At 51.3% G+C, this 3,373-nt stretch carries 2 rRNA genes; both read right to left on the reverse strand.

Annotated elements, in window-relative coordinates:
• Positions 1 to 3: 3 nt before the first annotated feature.
• A 5S ribosomal RNA gene (gene rrf / locus MJ122_RS29965) occupies positions 4 to 119 on the reverse strand.
• 135 nt (positions 120 to 254) lie between these two features.
• Positions 255 to 3,146 (reverse strand): 23S ribosomal RNA (locus MJ122_RS29970).
• Between the last annotated feature and the right edge of the window lie 227 nt (positions 3,147 to 3,373).

Raw genomic sequence — 3,373 nt, forward strand, 5'->3', positions numbered from 1 at the left:
GGAGCTTGACGATGACCTACTCTCACATGGAGAAACTCCACACTACCATCGGCGATGCGTCGTTTCACTACTGAGTTCGGGATGGGATCAGGTGGTTCCAACGCTCTATGGTCGTCAAGCAATTCTTTATGGACGCTCGTGGCAGGTGCACACGCTCATCCAGATTCGGGTATGTGACAAGTAATTTGCGGTTCACACGAACTTTCGGTTCGTTACGTCTTCACCGTACAACACGCAAATTGTTTGGGTGTTATATGGTCAAGCCTCACGGGCAATTAGTATCGGTTAGCTCAACGCCTCACAGCGCTTACACACCCGACCTATCAACGTCGTAGTCTTCGACGGCCCTTCAGGGGAATCAAGTTCCCAGTGAGATCTCATCTTGAGGCTAGTTTCCCGCTTAGATGCTTTCAGCGGTTATCTATTCCGAACATAGCTACCCGGCAATGCCACTGGCGTGACAACCGGAACACCAGAGGTTCGTCCACTCCGGTCCTCTCGTACTAGGAGCAGCCCCTCTCAAATCTCAAACGTCCACGGCAGATAGGGACCGAACTGTCTCACGACGTTCTAAACCCAGCTCGCGTACCACTTTAAATGGCGAACAGCCATACCCTTGGGACCGGCTTCAGCCCCAGGATGTGATGAGCCGACATCGAGGTGCCAAACACCGCCGTCGATATGAACTCTTGGGCGGTATCAGCCTGTTATCCCCGGAGTACCTTTTATCCGTTGAGCGATGGCCCTTCCATACAGAACCACCGGATCACTAAGACCTACTTTCGTACCTGCTCGACGTGTCTGTCTCGCAGTCAAGCGCGCTTTTGCCTTTATACTCTACGACCGATTTCCGACCGGTCTGAGCGCACCTTCGTACTCCTCCGTTACTCTTTAGGAGGAGACCGCCCCAGTCAAACTGCCCACCATACACTGTCCTCGATCCGGATGACGGACCAGAGTTAGAACCTCAAGCATGCCAGGGTGGTATTTCAAGGATGGCTCCACGCAGACTGGCGTCCACGCTTCAAAGCCTCCCACCTATCCTACACAAGCAGGCTCAAAGTCCAGTGCAAAGCTACAGTAAAGGTTCACGGGGTCTTTCCGTCTAGCCGCGGATACACTGCATCTTCACAGCGATTTCAATTTCACTGAGTCTCGGGTGGAGACAGCGCCGCCATCGTTACGCCATTCGTGCAGGTCGGAACTTACCCGACAAGGAATTTCGCTACCTTAGGACCGTTATAGTTACGGCCGCCGTTTACCGGGGCTTCGATCAAGAGCTTCGCTTTCGCTAACCCCATCAATTAACCTTCCGGCACCGGGCAGGCGTCACACCCTATACGTCCACTTTCGTGTTTGCAGAGTGCTGTGTTTTTAATAAACAGTCGCAGCGGCCTGGTATCTTCGACCGGCATGGGCTTACCGAGTAAATCGTTCACCCTCGCCGGCGCACCTTCTCCCGAAGTTACGGTGCCATTTTGCCTAGTTCCTTCACCCGAGTTCTCTCAAGCGCCTTGGTATTCTCTACCCAACCACCTGTGTCGGTTTGGGGTACGGTTCCTAGTTACCTGAAGCTTAGAAGCTTTTCCTGGAAGCATGGCATCAACCACTTCATCATCTAAAAGATGACTCGTCATCAGCTCTCGGCATTAAGACCCCGGATTTACCTAAGATCTCTGCCTACCACCTTAAACTTGGACAACCAACGCCAAGCTGGCCTAGCCTTCTCCGTCCCTCCATCGCAGTAACTAGAAGTACAGGAATATTAACCTGTTTCCCATCGACTACGCTCTTCAGCCTCGCCTTAGGGACCGACTAACCCTGCGTCGATTAACGTTGCGCAGGAACCCTTGGTCTTTCGGCGTGGGAGTTTTTCACTCCCATTGTCGTTACTCATGTCAGCATTCGCACTTCTGATACCTCCAGCAAGCTTCTCAACTCACCTTCACAGGCTTACAGAACGCTCCTCTACCGCGCATCTTGCGATGCACCCGTAGCTTCGGTGTATGGTTTGAGCCCCGTTACATCTTCCGCGCAGGCCGACTCGACTAGTGAGCTATTACGCTTTCTTTAAAGGGTGGCTGCTTCTAAGCCAACCTCCTAGCTGTCTAAGCCTTCCCACATCGTTTACCACTTAACCATAACTTTGGGACCTTAGCTGACGGTCTGGGTTGTTTCCCTTTTCACGACGGACGTTAGCACCCGCCGTGTGTCTCCCACGCTGACACTTCCAGGTATTCGGAGTTTGCATCGGTTTGGTAAGTCGGGATGACCCCCTAGCCGAAACAGTGCTCTACCCCCTGGAGTGATACGTGAGGCGCTACCTAAATAGCTTTCGAGGAGAACCAGCTATCTCCGAGCTTGATTAGCCTTTCACTCCGATCCACAAGTCATCCCCTACCTTTTCAACGGGAGTGGGTTCGGTCCTCCAGTCAGTGTTACCTAACCTTCAACCTGCTCATGGATAGATCGCCCGGTTTCGGGTCTATACCCAGCGACTAATTCGCCCTATTAAGACTCGCTTTCGCTACGCCTTCCCTATTCGGTTAAGCTCGCCACTGAATATAAGTCGCTGACCCATTATACAAAAGGTACGCAGTCACCTAACAAAGTAGGCTCCCACTGCTTGTACGCATACGGTTTCAGGTTCTATTTCACTCCCCTCTCCGGGGTTCTTTTCGCCTTTCCCTCACGGTACTGGTTCACTATCGGTCAGTCAGTAGTATTTAGCCTTGGAGGATGGTCCCCCCATATTCAGACAAAGTTTCTCGTGCTCCGTCCTACTCGATTTCACTTCAAAGAACCTTTCACATACGGGGCTATCACCCACTATGGCCGCACTTTCCAGAGCGTTCTGTTAGATTCAAAGAAGCTTAAGGGCTAGTCCCCGTTCGCTCGCCACTACTAAGGGAATCTCGGTTGATTTCTTTTCCTCAGGGTACTTAGATGTTTCAGTTCCCCTGGTTCGCCTCTTACACCTATGTATTCAGTGCAAGATACCCAGGTTATCCCGGGTGGGTTTCCCCATTCAGAGATCTCCGGATCAAAGTCTGTTTGCCGACTCCCCGAAGCTTATCGCAGGCTACCACGTCTTTCATCGCCTCTGACTGCCAAGGCATCCACCGTATGCGCTTCTTCACTTGACCATATAACCCCAAGCAATCTGGTTATTGTCTCGAACGTGAAGACGACATTCGCCGAAAATTCGCGCTTGAACTCGCAAATTTTACCTTGACTTGAATAATCACCAGTGAAAGAGATTATTCAGTCTACTTCTATCACATACCCAAATTTTTAAAGAACAGTTCTGGCACAAAGACCAGACATCAATGTTCGTTCAACCTGAACATTCATGTCTGAGCTTTCGACGATT

This window comes from Pseudomonas sp. DP-17, from assembly GCF_022380625.1.
In the GTDB taxonomy this organism is placed as follows: domain Bacteria; phylum Pseudomonadota; class Gammaproteobacteria; order Pseudomonadales; family Pseudomonadaceae; genus Pseudomonas; species Pseudomonas nitroreducens_A.